This is a genomic window from Microbacterium pseudoresistens (assembly GCF_013409745.1).
Classification (GTDB): domain Bacteria; phylum Actinomycetota; class Actinomycetes; order Actinomycetales; family Microbacteriaceae; genus Microbacterium; species Microbacterium pseudoresistens.
In genome coordinates this window covers 2406403-2420577 of the sequence record NZ_JACCBH010000001.1, presented here as the reverse complement: position 1 = coordinate 2420577, position 14175 = coordinate 2406403, and the positions used below count along the sequence as shown (strand labels likewise).

At 68.4% G+C, this 14175-nt stretch carries 17 protein-coding genes and 3 tRNA genes; 6 read left to right on the top strand and 14 right to left on the bottom strand.

Translation table 11 applies throughout. The features are described 5' to 3' along the window. Positions 1–25: 25 nt before the first annotated feature. Positions 26–1108, bottom strand: a complete 1083-nt coding sequence (locus tag BKA02_RS11905; protein WP_179434313.1) for a flavin-containing monooxygenase — start codon at positions 1106–1108, stop codon at positions 26–28. Positions 1109–1266: 158 nt separating this feature from the next. Here BKA02_RS11905 and BKA02_RS11900 point away from each other — a divergent pair. Next, positions 1267–1339, top strand: a tRNA-Ala gene (locus BKA02_RS11900). Positions 1340–1477: 138 nt separating this feature from the next. On the opposite strand, the gene BKA02_RS11895 is transcribed toward BKA02_RS11900, so the two are convergent. The 10 genes from BKA02_RS11895 to BKA02_RS11850 form a co-directional block, all read right to left on the bottom strand. Next, on the bottom strand, positions 1478–2476 hold the full coding sequence (locus tag BKA02_RS11895) for a tellurite resistance/C4-dicarboxylate transporter family protein (RefSeq protein WP_179434311.1): 999 nt from the start codon (positions 2474–2476) through the stop codon (positions 1478–1480). Between the two features lie 3 nt (positions 2477–2479). Continuing rightward, entirely contained in the window at positions 2480–4291 is a 1812-nt protein-coding gene (locus tag BKA02_RS11890) for a molybdopterin-dependent oxidoreductase (RefSeq protein ID WP_218844548.1), read from the bottom strand. 73 nt (positions 4292–4364) lie between these two features. Next, positions 4365–5222, bottom strand: coding sequence for a hypothetical protein (locus tag BKA02_RS11885; RefSeq protein ID WP_218844547.1), 858 nt, complete (start codon positions 5220–5222; stop codon positions 4365–4367). Positions 5223–5336: 114 nt separating this feature from the next. Continuing rightward, entirely contained in the window at positions 5337–6026 is a 690-nt protein-coding gene (locus tag BKA02_RS11880; RefSeq protein WP_179434307.1) for an SDR family oxidoreductase, read from the bottom strand. 47 nt (positions 6027–6073) lie between these two features. Beyond that, on the bottom strand, positions 6074–6454 hold the full coding sequence (gene rsfS / locus BKA02_RS11875; RefSeq protein ID WP_179434305.1) for a ribosome silencing factor: 381 nt from the start codon (positions 6452–6454) through the stop codon (positions 6074–6076). Further along, complete coding sequence (locus BKA02_RS11870) at positions 6454–7491, bottom strand: hypothetical protein (RefSeq protein WP_179434303.1); 1038 nt, start codon at positions 7489–7491, stop codon at positions 6454–6456. Before BKA02_RS11870 ends, rsfS begins: the two co-directional genes overlap by 1 nt. Beyond that, entirely contained in the window at positions 7488–8093 is a 606-nt protein-coding gene (gene nadD, locus BKA02_RS11865; RefSeq protein WP_218844545.1) for a nicotinate-nucleotide adenylyltransferase, read from the bottom strand. The genes BKA02_RS11870 and nadD overlap by 4 nt, the downstream gene beginning before the upstream one ends. Positions 8094–8102: 9 nt before the next feature. Then, a complete protein-coding gene (locus BKA02_RS11860) occupies positions 8103–8327 on the bottom strand; it encodes a hypothetical protein (RefSeq protein WP_179434301.1) in 225 nt (74 codons plus the stop codon). Between the two features lie 49 nt (positions 8328–8376). Continuing rightward, positions 8377–9603, bottom strand: coding sequence for a glutamate-5-semialdehyde dehydrogenase (locus BKA02_RS11855; RefSeq protein ID WP_246286343.1), 1227 nt, complete (start codon positions 9601–9603; stop codon positions 8377–8379). Positions 9604–9768: 165 nt separating this feature from the next. Next, positions 9769–9841: transfer RNA gene (locus BKA02_RS11850), tRNA-Arg, on the bottom strand. A gap of 60 nt (positions 9842–9901) precedes the next feature. On the opposite strand from BKA02_RS11850, the gene orn reads away from it, so the two are divergent. The 5 genes from orn (at position 9902) to BKA02_RS11825 (ending at position 11886) form a co-directional block, all read left to right on the top strand. Beyond that, positions 9902–10528, top strand: coding sequence for an oligoribonuclease (gene orn / locus BKA02_RS11845; RefSeq protein WP_179434297.1), 627 nt, complete (start codon positions 9902–9904; stop codon positions 10526–10528). A 30-nt stretch (positions 10529–10558) separates the two neighbouring features. Beyond that, a tRNA-His gene (locus BKA02_RS11840) sits at positions 10559–10634 on the top strand. 123 nt (positions 10635–10757) lie between these two features. Then, a complete protein-coding gene (locus tag BKA02_RS11835; RefSeq protein ID WP_179434295.1) occupies positions 10758–11105 on the top strand; it encodes a metallopeptidase family protein in 348 nt (115 codons plus the stop codon). Further along, complete coding sequence (clpS, locus tag BKA02_RS11830) at positions 11102–11398, top strand: ATP-dependent Clp protease adapter ClpS (protein WP_179434293.1); 297 nt, start codon at positions 11102–11104, stop codon at positions 11396–11398. The genes BKA02_RS11835 and clpS overlap by 4 nt, the downstream gene beginning before the upstream one ends. Further along, positions 11395–11886, top strand: a complete 492-nt coding sequence (locus tag BKA02_RS11825) for a DUF2017 family protein (protein WP_343045403.1) — start codon at positions 11395–11397, stop codon at positions 11884–11886. The genes clpS and BKA02_RS11825 overlap by 4 nt, the downstream gene beginning before the upstream one ends. Positions 11887–11910: 24 nt before the next feature. Here BKA02_RS11825 and BKA02_RS11820 read toward each other — a convergent pair whose 3' ends face one another. The 3 genes from BKA02_RS11820 to dinB form a co-directional block, all read right to left on the bottom strand. Then, on the bottom strand, positions 11911–12495 hold the full coding sequence (locus BKA02_RS11820) for a nucleoside/nucleotide kinase family protein (protein WP_343045402.1): 585 nt from the start codon (positions 12493–12495) through the stop codon (positions 11911–11913). Next, the gene (locus BKA02_RS11815) at positions 12492–12827 is read right to left on the bottom strand and encodes a hypothetical protein (protein WP_179434291.1); all 336 of its coding nucleotides are present in this window, start codon (positions 12825–12827) and stop codon (positions 12492–12494) included. Before BKA02_RS11815 ends, BKA02_RS11820 begins: the two co-directional genes overlap by 4 nt. A gap of 63 nt (positions 12828–12890) precedes the next feature. Continuing rightward, positions 12891–14144 (bottom strand): DNA polymerase IV, encoded by a 1254-nt coding sequence (dinB, locus tag BKA02_RS11810; RefSeq protein ID WP_179434289.1) that lies wholly within the window; start codon positions 14142–14144, stop codon positions 12891–12893. Positions 14145–14175: the final 31 nt, after the last annotated feature.

The following is a 14175-nucleotide window of genomic DNA, read 5'->3' as shown; positions in this document are numbered from 1 at the left end:
CCCTCGAGTCTAGGCTCGCGGGGACTCAGCGGGTGCCCTGCACCGCGCTCTCCGCCTGCTCGTCGAGCCACCGCTGCACGCCTCGTGCCGCGATGCGTCCCGCCCGGTTGGCACCGATCGTACTCGCCGACGGGCCGTATCCCACGAGCTGGATGCGCGGGTCCTTCACCGCCGTCGTGCCGCGCCCCTGCCGATCCAGCTGGATGCCGCCGGCCGGACTGCGCAACCCCAGCGGAGCGAGGTGCGCGATGGCGGGGCGGAATCCCGTCGCCCACAGGATCGCGTCGACTGGTTCGAAGTCGCCGTTCGCCCACCGAATGCCGTCGGGCTCGATCCTGGCGAACATCTCGCGCCGCGCGTCGTAGACGCCGAGCTGAGCGGCCTCGTGCTCCTGCGGTCGCAGCACGAGCCCGGTGATGCTCACCACGCTCTGGGGCGGGAGGCCCTGCGCGACGCGCCGCTCCACGAGCGCGACCGCTGCGGCACGCGACTCCGGTGCCGCGAAGTCATCCTCGCGCCACACGGGCGGTCGTCGCGTCACCCACAGCGCCTCGGTGATCGGAGCGAGAGCGCCGAGGAACTGCACCGCCGAGGCGCCGCCGCCCACGACCAGGGTGCGCTTGCCACGGAAGTGCTCCGGCCCCGGATAGTCGACGGTGTGGAACTGCTCGCCGACGAAGGTCTCCATTCCTGGATAGTGCGGGAGGAACGGCTGCGTCCATGTGCCTGTCGCATTCACGAGGGTGCGCGTGCGCCAGGTCCGGCCATCGCGGGCACGCACGACAAGCACGCCCGCGTCATCCGTCACCGACCGCACGTCGACGGGCCGCTCGACGGGGAGCCCGTGCCGCTGCTCGTAGGCGGCGAAGTACGCGGGAACCGCGATGTTCGCGCGTGTTTCATCGCGCGGAGGCGGCTCCTCGCCGGGCAACTCGGCCACGCCGTGCACGTCGCGCATCGTCAACGCGTCCCACCGGTGCCGCCACGCGCCACCGGGCGCATCGTCGGCGTCCAGGACGATGTGCTCGATCCCCCGGCGCGTCAGGTGGTACGACGTGGACAGCCCCGCCTGTCCTGCCCCGATGACCACGCTCTGGAGGATGCCCATGGCACGGTGCAACGCCCCAGCGACGCCCGATGTTCCGGCACCCACGACGCCTGCGCGCGACCCTCCCGGGACGCACGCTCTACGCCGTGGATTTGGTGAGCCCCCGATGCGATGTAGTAAGGTAAATCCGTTGTCGAGGGAAACCGAAGACAGCACCTGGGCCTGTGGCGCAGCTGGTAGCGCACCTGCATGGCATGCAGGGGGTCAGGGGTTCGAGTCCCCTCAGGTCCACCCAAGTTTTCTGCCGGGAACAGACGAAACCGCGAGATGCGTCGTGTTCTGTCCCGTCGCCTCGCGCGGTCTCCATGATCGTGGGCCGTCACGCGCGCGCCACCGAGCCCGAGGTCTGCGCGGCCAGAGACGCGTGTGTCAGGTTCGCGCCGGGGCACGGACAACCCCACCGGCGGTGACGATGAGCCACGCCACCCCCGCGCACCACACCGCGATGGTGCCGACGGTGGCGAACTCCTCCACCTCGACGACCGAGCCGAAGGAGAGCGTCGCCGTCGCGTACATCCCCAAGGGGAAGACGATGCTCCACCATCCGACCGAGAATCGCCACGCATCGCGCCGATGCGCCAGGTCGCGGATGCCGAGACCGATCAGGAACGGGATCAGGAGCGTACCGAAGGCCCACAGGGTCATGGCAACGAGCGTGACCGCTGACGACGCATCGGGGAGGGCCGGAGTCGACGCGGTCAGGATGCGCGATGCGGCGAAGACCGAGATCGCGGTCGCGCCGGTGAGCACCCACGCGGTCGGTGCGACGTCGATGCTCGTGCCGCGCCCCGAGAGCATGCGCACGAGCACCGCGGCCATGAGCAGCAGGTACACGACGATGCCGACCGACCACAGCCCGAGAGCCACGAGGCTCAGGAGGTGATGATCGCCGGCCGCGGTGCTCGTGAGCACCGAGAGCGACTGCGTCGCGACGACGAGCAGGAACCAGCCGCCGTCCACGGTCGGAAGCAACGGGCGGATCGAGGGATGGGTGACGATCCACGGCAGCAGCGCGTAGACGAGAGCGAGCCAGAGCAGCGCTTCGACGACGAGGGCGCCGGGCAGGATCCAGCGGATGCCGAGAGTCGAGGCGAGCGTCGCCGTCACTCCGGTCGCGGCGACGACAGTGAAGAAGCCGAACGCCTTCCCCGGGTCGCGAGCGTCGCGCCGCAGAGCATCCGGAGCGAGCATCGCGCGGGTCGCTGTGGCGACGATGAGGGCGACGTATCCGACCGAGGCGACGATCAGTGCAGCGACGGCGACCGGTTCGAGCCCGATGGTCGCGAAGGCCGTACCCACGATCCCGGTGGCCATGACGAACGAGAAGCTCGACGGCGGCATCCGCTCGATCGCATCACTCAGGGTCATCGCTCAGATCGACTGCCGGTATCCGAAGAACTCGTGATCGTTGTTGTAGCCGCCGAGCCCGCCGCCGATGTCTTCGAACCGTTCGACGAACTCGATCCCCTGGATCCACTTGACCATCTTGAACCCGAGCTGCGCCTCGTTGCGCAATCGCAGCGGAGCTCCGTGCGAGAACGACAGCGGTTCGTCATTCATGTCGTACGCGAGCATCGTGAGGTGATAGCGCATCTGGTCGATGTCCTGCGCGTCGTAGTACAGACCGCCCTCGGCGCCCTCCGCGAACGAGTAGAACACGACCCATTTCGCTTCCGGCTTCGGTTGCACGAGGTCGAGCACCGACGACATCGACACCCCACCCCATTTCGCGACCCCGGACCAGCCCTGGATGCAGAAGTGCTGGGTGATCTGATCATGGCGGGCCATGGTGCGCAGGTCGTCGAGACTGAGGGAGACGGGGTTCTCCACGAGGCCCTCGATGCGAAGTCGATAGTCGCGGAAGTCGTCCTTCTGCAGGCGGCGGTACTCGTCGCTGTCTGGAACGCGGCCGTTCGACCAGAAGTAAGGCGAGATGTCCTTCTCCGTGTACTTGCCGGGCTTCGAGTCGACGTGCTCGAAGAGCCGCTGAACGGGGCCGATCAGGGCGAGGCCCATCCGGCGGATCGCGCGCGGATAGCGATAGGTGACGGGGGTCGCGGCGACCCAGACGACGATGAGCACGGCGGTCGTGGCCAGGAAGATCCAGAATCCCGTCCATGAGGTGCCGTCGTTGCCGGCGTACATGTGATTGAGGTTGCGCAGCGCTCCGGTCGCGAACACGAGAGCGACGTGCACGATGATGAACATCACGAACCAGCACAGCACGAGGAAGTGCAGCGAACGGGCGAGCTGGATGCTGAACACCCGGCTGATGCGGCGGAACCTCGTCGACAGAGCCGGCGACATGCCCAGACCCGTGAGCAGGGCCAACGGGGCGGCGATGAACACGGTGACGAAGTAGGCGAGCAACTGCAGCGCGTTGTAGTTCACCCAGCCGTTCTCGGTCGGCCAGTCGAGGGAGAGGTACTGGATGGCAGTGCTGAGCGCGTGGGGGATGACATCCCAACTGGTCGGCACGATCCGTGCCCAGTGACCGGTGACGATCAGCAGCGCGACGAAAACGACGCCGTTGAGCAGCCAGAGCACGTCGATGCTGAGGTGCCACCACCGCGCGAGACCGATGGAGTGCCGTCGGCCAGGGAGGCCCACCCCGTCGGGAAGGGTGAGCGAGTCGCCCTTCGCGGTGTACGTCGGGTCGTCGACGGGCACCGGCCGCTGCATCCGGAACCATTCGCGCCCCGGTGTCGAGTGGCGGGTCAAGTAGAGACGCGGGTGGTCGGCGAGGATGCTGAGGCCGGAGCGCATCATGAAGAACATGAAGAAGATGTTGAGCCAGTGCTGCCACTGCATCCATACCGGGAATCCCTGCGGCGTTCCTTCCGGAAGCTCCGATGCGCCGGGATAAGCGGTCAGGAAATCCTTGACGGCAGGCGTATCGACGATGCCGCGTGCTACGGCGATCCCGATCACCATCAGCGCCATGCCGATCGGAATCAGCCAGAGCAGGTTGAACCACTTGCTGCGGCCGATGCGGATGCGCGGAGCGACGCCGTACTGCGCGGGAAGGCCGCCCGCCCAGTCGGGCCCGACACGGTCGTGTCGTCGGGCGTCGAGCTCGTCGCGGAACGCCGGCGATACCTCCCTCAGTTGCTGGGAACGCTGCTCCTCGGCGCTGCGCGCGAGCGATCTCGATCGCGCAATCGACTGCTCCTCCGTGGACACCACATTCCCTCGCAGTCTGTCGGTCGGCGCTCGAAGAACCCGATGCATCTGCTCAAGACAATGCCAGATCCCCCTACCGGAGCGGAACCCGCCGCGATCCGCGTCGTGCCGCTTTCCGGTGAAGCCTCGCGCGAATCCCCTGCAGCTTCTTCGGCGTCGGGACCGGCGTCACGATCACCTCGTCGCCGTCATCCGTGTCACGCGGCTCGGTGATGAGGATCCACTGATTCTCCACACGGGCGCCGGCCGTCTGCGAGATCGGCAGATGCAGGATGAAGTACCCGCCCTTCGCCGACGCCCCGAACAGGGCCTCAGACGAGATCGGACCCGAGCCCGACGGCGGCAGCCCCGCCACCCTCAGCCACTGCTCGAACGCCTCGTGGATCCGCGCCGCCTGCCGACGGTCGAGCCGATGATCGAGGGCGATGTATGTCGCCCAGCCGCTGCTCTCGCCGTCGTCGTAGTCCACGGAGGCCCGATGAATCGAATACGCGACACTGTGCGTGAAGATCCATTCGTTCTCCGCATGCAGTCCCCGGAAGATGCTGAGGTGCACCACGAGAACGCCGACGGCGATGAGCAGCCAGATGCTCGCCCCGCCCCAGAAGATCCAGAGCAGCCACACCGGCCAGCTCTCCACACTCTGGTCTTCGATGACGATATTGACGTGCTCGCCCGTGGGGTCGGTGATCGCCTGCTGAATCAGGAGCCCGAACGCGGCCAGCGGCAGCACGACCCAGAAGATCGGCGCGTAGATGAGCTGCACGCGGCGGGAGTCCTCGCTGCCCGCCCACACAGTGACCTCGTCGACCGACTCGGGACGGGGAACGTCGATCGGGCGTGCCGCGCCCCGAGGGCGGCTCTCCGCCACACGAGCCCACACCTCGGGGTACTTCGCGCCACCGCCCCGCGGCCCCTCGATCATCTGCATGTCGGCTCCTCGTATCGGCACCCACACTGCCGCATCTGCCGGCCCTCCCGATCACAGGGCGCTCGCAGACTGACCGCATGGTCGACGGGAAGCCCCTGTCTCAGCAGGGATGACTCAGGTACCCGGCCGGATCGCCAGATCTGTGATCTGCGCGTCACGCGGCAGGTCCAACGCCGTCACGATCGTGGTCGCCACCGACTCAGGGTCGACGAACCTCGTCGGATCGTATTCCTCGCCCTCCTGGCGATGCACCTTCTCCTGCATCGGCGTCGCCGTGCGCCCCGGGAAGACCGACGTCACGCGCACGCCGTGCTCGTGCTCTTCGGCGCGCAGGGCATCGGCGAGAGCCTTGAGCCCGTGCTTGGATGCGGCGTACGCCGACCACCCGGCGTGCGCCCGCAGACCCGCACCCGAGTTCACGAAGATCACCTGGCCCCGACTCACCCGCAGCATCGGCAGGAGCAGGCGTGTGAGCTCTGCCGGTGCGACGAGGTTCGCCGCCAGCTGGCTCTCCCATGACGATGGTGCAAGGTCGGCCACAGCCCCGAGGTCGATGACGCCGGCGACGTGCACGAGCGAGTCGATGCGCTCGGGCAGCTGCTGCTTCGACAGCGCCCATGAGATGCGCCCGGGCTGGGCGAGATCGGCGACGACGGTGTGCACGCCGGGAAAGCGCTCGGCGAGCTCCTTCGCACGACCGATGTCGCGGGCGAGCAGCACCAGTTCGTCTCCGCGTGCGTACAGGCGACTCGTGAGGGCGGCACCGATTCCGGAACCGGAGCCGGTGATCAGATGAACAGGCATCCGTCCATCGTGTCAGACTCCCGGGCACGGCAGCGGCGCGCTGCGGGTCACTGCTCGATGGACTCCGTGTTCGCAATGTGCAGCGGCACGACCGGGCAGTCCTTCCACAACCGCTCCAGTCCGTAATACGTGCGCTCCTCGGAGTGGAACACGTGCGCGATGAGGTCGCCGAAGTCGAGCAGCACCCAGCGGGCCTCGGCGCGCCCCTCGCGACGGAGCCGCTTGTGTCCCGCCTCGATCAGGCGATCCTCGATCTCGTCGGCGATCGCGGCGACGTTGCGCTCGCTATTGCCGGTCACGAGCAGGAAGACATCGACGAGCGGCAGCGGCTCGGACACGTCGAGGGCGACGAGGTCCTCGCCGCCCTTGTCGACCGCCGCCTCGGCGGCCAGCTGTACTATCTCCAGGGCCGCGGAGCCGGACTGCATCAAGAGAACACTCCCGTGGTCATCGCGATGATCAGCGCGCCGACCAGCGCCGCGGCCAAGACGCCGGCGGTGATGGTGAGCGCGAGCATGAGCTTGTTGCCCTTCTCGGGCTCGGGCGGGCGGATGACCTCACCGGCGGGCTTGATCGTGCTGATCGCCGAACTCGCGGCGATCGGCGTGGGCGACGACGATGCCGGCAGCTCGCCGTCGATCAGCACGGCATCGACCTCTTTGCCGTCGGTGCCGCGGCCGTGGCCGTGGGATCCGAGTCGTGCGGGAAGTTCGTACGAGCCCGTCACGAGCACCTCGCCCGTGGAAGCCACTGGGCCCGAAAGCGAGGGCACACCGGGCGACTGTTGGAAGATGAGGGCGTTCGCGCGGCTCTGCGATCCGCTGGAGTCCGTCGACAGCAGCGAGTCGAACGACGGGGTCAGCGGGCGATTGCGCTCGTCGTCTCGGATGAGGCTCTCGCCGAACCCGTCACGAACTCGCGATCCTCCCGCCGAGCCGTCGAGCGCCTGCGACGCCACAGACTCGGGAGTCGCCGTCCCGTCGGTGGGAGAGATCGGTGCCGGGGCTTGTGGAGCGTCGGGGACGACCGGCGACTGCGCCTCCGGCAGCGCGATCGGAGCGGCCGCTTCGGCGGGTGTCTCGTCGGCGGCACGGGCTCCGAACACCGGGAGCGAGCCGGTGCGGATCCGCTCCTGCTCGCGCGCCTGCCGGCGGGTCAGCCGCGGCGCGGCGTCGGCGACCGGATCGGGCTGCGCGGCCGACGCGGGAGCCTCCGCCGCCGGGGCGTACCGGTCCGGGGTGTACGGGGCCGGAGCATCAGCGGCGGGCGTCTCGGCGACCGGCGCCTCGACGATCGGCGCCTCGATCACAGGGGTTCCGCGGCTCGCCGAAACATCGCGGTTGCGTTCGCGTAGATTCGCCTGCACCTGCTCGGGGGTGACGACGTTCGTGGCCCCGGTCAGCCGCGCCTCACGCAGCTGCTTGCGCGTCAGCGGTGCGGCCTCGGGCCGATCCGGTGTGCTCATTCCTTGCTCCGATACAGATGATGCTTCGCGATGTACTGGACCACGCCGTCGGGGACGAGGTACCAGACCGGATCCCCTTGCGCCACGCGCGCACGGCAGTCCGTGGAAGAGATCGCCAGTGCGGGGATCTCCAGCTGGCTGACGTCGTCGCTGGGCAGTCCTTCGATGCTCAGAACATGCCCTGGTCGGGAAACGGCGACGAAGTGGGCCAGGTCCCACAACTCATCATGGTCCCTCCAGCTGAGAATCTGCGCCACGGCGTCGGCCCCCGTGATGAAGAAGAACTCCGCTTCCGGACGCTCGGCCTTCAGATCACGCAGTGTGTCGATCGTGTACGTGAACCCGTCGCGATCGATGTCCACCCGGCTCACCGTGAAACTCGGGTTCGACGCCGTGGCGATCACGGTCATCAGGTACCGGTGCTCGCTGGGCGTGACATCGCTCTTCTGCTTCTGCCACGGCTTGCCGGTGGGCACGAAGACGACCTCGTCGAGGTCGAAGGAGTGCGCGACCTCACTGGCGGCGACCAGGTGCCCGTGATGGATCGGGTCGAAGGTTCCGCCCATCACCCCGATGCGCGGCGCGCGTGAGGTCGTGGTCATGAAGATCGCCTAGTGGCCGTGCCCTGCTCCGTGCGCATCCTTGCCGTGGGCGGCGGCCCATGCCTCGGCCTTCGCCGTGTGCCGGTTCGCCACGTGGCGATACGAGAAGGTCACCATCGCGAGAATGAAGAACACCACCGCCGCGATGATTCCGAAGACCAGGGTGTCCAGCGCCACGTTTCCATGATGCTCGGCCTCAGCAGCGGCCATCGCGATCTGTGCGACGAGGTTCATCGAATCTCCCAGTGGGTGTGCGGGTGCGTGGGCTGAACCAGTCTAGTCCTCACGCGCGCGTCTGACCCGCCCCTCGCGCAAGCCATTTCGTGCTCGTCAGCTCGGACAGACCCATCGGTCCACGGGTGTGCAGTTTCTGCGTGGAGATGCCCACCTCGGCACCGAAGCCGAACTCGGAGCCGTCGGTGAATCGCGTCGACGCGTTCGCCATGACGACCGCGGAGTCCACCTCGGCCAGAAAGCGCTCGGCGTTGCGCGAGTCTGTCGTGATGATCGACTCCGTGTGCCCGGTGCTGTACGTGCGGATGTGGGCGAGCGCCTCGTCGAGCGAGTCGACCACCTTCATCGCGATGTCGAGGCTCAGGTACTCGGTGGCCCAGTCCTCCTCGGTCGCGGGAACCACCGACGACGCGAGACCGGAGACGACGTCGTCGCCGTGCACGGTCACTCCGCTCTGCTGCAGCGCATCGACGACAGAAGGGACGAGTCGTTCGGCGGCGGGGCGCAGCACGAGCACCGTCTCGACCGCATTGCAGACGCTGGGACGCTGCACCTTCGCGTTCACGACGATTTCGCGCGCCCAGTCCTCCGGGGCGCTCTCGTCGAGCACGATGTGCACGTTGCCCGCGCCGGTCTCGATCACAGGAACGGTCGACTCGGTCACCACGGTCTCGATGAGAGATGCGCTCCCCCGCGGCACGAGTACGTCGATGAAGCCGCGGCCATGCATGAGCGCCTTGGCGCCATCTCGGCCGAAGTCGTCGACGGACTGGATCGCCTCCGGGCTGATCCCGATGCCGTCGAGAGCCTCGCGCATGATCCGCACGAGCACCGTGTTCGACTCCTTCGCCGCGCTGCCGCCACGCAGAACCACCGCGTTGCCGGAGCGCAGCGCAAGCGCGGCGATGTCGACCGTGACGTTGGGACGGGCCTCGTAGATCACGCCGACCACGCCGAACGGGACGCGCACCTGCTCCAGGGCGACACCGTTGGGCATCCGGTGTCCGCCGACGACCTGACCGACGGGGTCGGGCAGGACGGCCACATCGCGCACGGCGGAGGCGAGAGTCGCCACCCGCTTCTCATCGAGGCGCAGCCGGTCCAGGAGCGCGTCGCCGATGCCCTGGGAGCGACCGCGGTCGAGATCACGGCTGTTGGCGGCGATGATCTCTGCGGCATCGGCCTCGATCGCCGCGGCGATCGCCTCGAGGGCACGCACCTTGTCGCTGCTCGTGAGGCGCGCGGTCTCCCTCGACGCCTCCTTCGCAGCCGCCATGCGCGCCTGCGGCGAGTCCTCCCCCGGCTCCCGCTCGGCGTCGACGGCCGAGGGCGAAGCGGGCGCGAGGGCGGAGTCGATGGCCATGGCGCCAGTCTATCGAGGGCGCGGGTGACGGCGGTGTTGACGGCGGTGTTCGGGATCCCTGGTGCGGTGTCATCGGGGTGCCCCCTGCAGGATTCGAACCTGCGACCCACAGATTAGAAGGCTGTCGCTCTATCCACTGAGCTAAGGGGGCGCGGGTACAGGCTATCGCGCGCGGCGGGCGACGTCGGAGTGCCTCATTAGAATCGGGAGCATGGTTGCTGCCTCCGAGAACGACCGGATCGTCTGGATCGACTGCGAGATGACCGGTCTCGATCCGGAGCTCGATGAGCTGGTCGAGGTCGCGGTCGTCGTCACCGACTTCGAGCTGAAGGTGCTCGATCCGGGGTTCCAGATCGTCATCACCCCCTCTGCCGCCGCCCTGGAGCACATGGGCGAGTTCGTCACCGAGATGCATCGCGCCTCCGGGCTGCTCGAGGAGATCCCGGACGGCGTCTCCCTCGTCGAGGCGCAAGAGAAGGTGCTGGAGTACATCCGCCGCTTCGTGCCGCAAGAGCGCAAGGCGCCGCTGGGCGGCAACACGATCGGCACCGACCGGATGTTCCTGGCCAAGTACATGCCCGAGCTCGATCAGTACCTGCACTACCGCAACATCGACGTGTCGAGCATCAAGGAGCTCTCGCGCCGCTGGTATCCGCGCGTGTTCTTCCAGGCCCCCGACAAGGACGGCGGTCACAGGGCGCTCGCCGACATCCTCGAATCCATCCGCGAACTGGAGTACTACCGGCGCGCTGTGTTCGTCGCCGAGCCCGGTCCGACGACCGATCAGGCGAAGGATCTGTCGGCCTCCGTCGTGTCTGAGTTCGCCCCGAACCTGTAATAGACTTGTCGGGTTGCCTACGGGCGCATGGTGGCTGTAGCTCAGTTGGTAGAGCACCGCGTTGTGGTCGCGGGGGTCGCGGGTTCAAGCCCCGTCAGCCACCCCACTTCTTCTCTCGAGGTTCGCTCCTCGCCGGACGGGAATGCCGCGGACCTGCGTATCGTCATGTGCGTGCCGGATGCCGCCACGGTCGCCGCTTCCCCGGCCCCGGATGGATAGCATCGAAGGCATGGAGATGGACGCCGAGGCTTTCGAGACCCTCGTCGTCGACGAACTCGACCGGCTGCCCGACGACATGGTCGACGGCCTGGAGAACGTCGTGTTCGTCGTCGAGGACCGTCCGGAGGATGGCAGCCTCGATCTGCTCGGCCTGTACGACGGGCTCGCCGTGACCGAGCGCGGCAGTTACGGCATGGGCGAGCTGCCCGATCGCATCGTCGTCTACCGCGAGCCGCACCTGGCGCAGTGCGACGACCTCGACGAGGTGCGCGACGAAGTGCACACCACGCTCGTGCACGAGATCGCGCACTACTACGGCATCGACGATGCGCAGTTGCACGAGATGGGGTGGGCATGAGCACACCTGCGATCGTTCCCGACGTCGAACAGGACCTCGACCTGCGCGCAGCACCCGCGCATCCGTGGGAGCTGGTGGTGTGGGACGATCCGGTCAATCTCATGACCTACGTCTCGCGCGTCTTCCGCACCTACTTCGGCTATTCGGCGGAACACGCGCAGCGCCTCATGCTCGCGGTGCACAACGACGGGCATGCGGTGGTGGCCACCGGGCCCCGAGAGACGATGGAGGTGCATGCCCAGGCCATGCACCACTACGGGCTGTGGGCCACCGTGCGAAAGGGGTCGGAGTGAACGATCGCATCGTGCTCGTGCCGCTCGCGCGGCTCGAGGGACGGCATCTCGCGGGGCTCGTGGACGAGTTCGTCGCTCTGCTCACGGACACCGCATCCGACGCGAATGACCCGGGGCTGGACAGGTTGACTCCCGAGGCTTATCCGGATGATGCCGAGGCCTCGGCAGAGTTCTCCCGCGCCACGGCGGACGACCTGCTCGACCGCCGGGCCGCCGACGCACGCACCGTGCGCGCCGCGCTGCAGCGCTTCGTCGACGGCGAGGGCGAAGGGGAAGATCTGGATCCGCTCGACGTGGTGATCGATGAGCGAGAGCTGGACGCCTGGCTGCGCACCCTCACTGCACTGCGCCTGGTGATCGCGACCCGCCTCAGCGTCGCCGACGGCGTTGATCCGCACGACCACGAAGACCCCCGCTTCGGGGTGTACGACTGGCTCGGCTACCGTCTCGACGGCCTGATCGAGGCCGCCGACGCACGCGATCTCTGACCGGCATTCCTATACCGCCGGGCGCTACGGCATCGGAATCGTCATCATGGCGATCTCCTGCGGCCGGTGCTCGCGCCAGTGTGCGCGCTCCTGACGCGCCCAACGCTCCCAGTGCGGCCGGAACGCCTCGCCGTCGCGCTCCAGAGCCCGGGTTCGACGGCTCTTTTCGGGCGCATCGACCCAGACCGTGACGTCGGCGACGCGCGCGGATGCCGGGGTCAGCACTCCGCATCCCTCGACGACCAGCCCCAGCGCGGGGTCGACAGCGCTGCTCTCGGCATAGGCGCCCGCCACCCAGTCGTAGCGCTGCCAGGTGCCCAGCAGTCCCCGCCCGTGCGGTCGGAGGATCTGTTCGTGGGCGCGCTGCGCTCCTTCTGCAAGCCCGTCCCACCCTGGATAGATCGAATCGAGCGCGACGAGCTGCACACCCGTGGTCAGCGGCCAGTGCTGCACGAGCAAGCGGGCGATCGTCGTCTTTCCGGCCCCCGCCCCGCCGTCGATGAGGACGACCGGATTGGAGGCGGACAGGCCGCTCACGGCATCCGAGATACGGGCGACGGCGGCGCGCAGCGCGAGGGCGACGGGATCGTCGCCTCTCGGCCCACTCACTTCTTGAGGGCGCGGATGATGCGGGCGATGACGCGACCGGCGACCCACACGAACGGTACGCCCACGGCGAGCAGCGAGACGATGTTGGGCTCGAAGCGCAGCCCCTCCTCGCGTTTCACGTACACGCCGAGCGGGATCGCGATGCCGCCGCCGCCCCCGCCGCTCGCGTCGGACTCGTTGCCCGAGCCGTCGATGCCCCCGCCGCCGAAACCCGAGACGGTGAGCGCGACCGGGGTGAACTGCGCCCCGTCGACTTCCTGGGTCTGGCCATAGGCGCTCTTGACGCCGAAGGACGCGGAGTTCTTGCCCAGTTCGAGTGCGATGTGCGGCATGGCTCCACGCTAACCCACCGGGGCGCGCCCGTCACTCCACACGCTCGTCCTCCCCGCCGCTCGTCATTCCACACCGTGATCGCGCGGATGCCGGGCGGAGCCGCGCCCGTCGCCTGCGCCGACATGACGGGCCCGGGTGATCATCGACGAGCCGAACCTCGCATGCGCATCGTCGAGCGCGCCCTCGACCCGTCGCCAGTGCGCATCGTCGTCCCAGAGCGCAAGTCCTCCTCCCGCGGCGCCGAGGCGTTCGGCGCGCACGCCGATCAGCCGCACCGGATCGCGTCGTTCTATCGCCTCGAAGAGCCGCTGAGCCACCTCGCCGAGACGCTGGCCCACCGACGTCGGTTCCGCCAGGGTCTGCGAACGCGACAGCGTGGTGAAGTCGGAGAAGCGCACCTTGATCGCGACTCCGCCCGCCTCCCAGCCGGCCCTGCGCAGGCGCGCGGCCACGCGGTCGGCGAGCCGCAGCAGCTCCGAGCGGAGCACGGCGGGATCGGTGATGTCGTGTTCGAAGGTCTCCTCATGTCCTACGCTTTTCTCGACGCGCGTGGTCTCGACGGCCCGCGGGTCGCGCCCCTCGGCCAGGTCGTGCAGCCGTGCGGCCAAGGCGGCTCCGACGGCCCGCTCCAGCGCCGAGACGGGCGTGGCGCGGATGTCGGCGATCGTGCGGATGCCGCGCGACTCCAGGGTCTCGGCCGCCTTCGGCCCGACGCCCCACATCGCGCGTACGGGCAACGGCTCCAGAAACCGCCTCGTGTGTGCTTCGGAGACGATCAGCAATCCGTCGGGCTTGGCTAACGTCGATGCCATCTTGGCGACGTGCTTCGTGGCCGCCGCGCCCACGCTGCAGGTGATGCCGACTTCGTCGATGACGCGCGCCCGGATGAGTCGGGCGATGCGCCCGGGACTCCCCCACAGCCGCCGTGCGCCGCGCACGTCGAGGAAGGCCTCATCGATCGAGAGCGGCTCGACAAGCGGCGTGAACGACTCGAAGATCGTCATCACGTGGCGCGACACGTCCTGATAGCGCGGAAAGTCCGGCGGTACGACACGCGCGGCCGGACAGAGCCGGATCGCCTGGCCGACGGGCATCGCGGCGCGCACCCCGTAGCGTCGAGCCTCGTACGAGGCGCTGGAGACCACCGAGCGCCCATCGCGGCCGCCGATGATCAGGGGCAGCCCGCGCAGCGACGGATCGTCGAGCACGGCGACGGAGGCGTAGAACGCGTCCATGTCGACGTGAAGGATTCCCGCACCCGTGTCATCGGCGTCGTCGGGCGAAACGACGCGTCCGGATCCGTCACCGCGTCCCATGCGTCCATTCTCGCGTGCCGCACCGACATCG